Source organism: Caulobacter sp. 602-1 (assembly GCF_003931565.1).
In the GTDB taxonomy this organism is placed as follows: Bacteria; Pseudomonadota; Alphaproteobacteria; order Caulobacterales; family Caulobacteraceae; genus Caulobacter.
The window spans coordinates 1-298 of sequence record NZ_RRYI01000109.1 but is presented as its reverse complement, the minus strand read 5'-3'; the positions used below and the strand labels follow the sequence as shown (position 1 = coordinate 298).

Sequence of the window (298 nt, the reverse complement as noted above, 5' to 3'; positions counted from 1 at the left end):
AGGGTGATGTTGAAGCCGATCGACGGCGCGCCAACCTCGAAGGCGCCCTGGTTGGCGGCGGCCATCAGGCTGGGGCCGCCGCCCGTGGCGATGACGTTCTCGAAGACGCCTTGGCGCGGGCTCAGCGCGCCGCCGCGTTCCGAGGCGATCTGGCCGAGCCGCCGCGCCTGCTCGAACCAGAAGGCCTGGCGGTCCGGCCCATCGGCGCGCACGCGCGCGCTGCCGAACACCACGATCGTCGTGGCCACGCCGAAGGCGCGCAAGGCTTCGTCAGCCTTGGCGAACTCGAGCAGGAAGC

General features: G+C 72.1%; 1 pseudogene. It reads right to left on the bottom strand.

What is annotated here, in order from left to right:
* Positions 1 to 298 (bottom strand): annotated as a pseudogene (locus EIK80_RS25465) (3-isopropylmalate dehydrogenase); the annotation flags it as partial.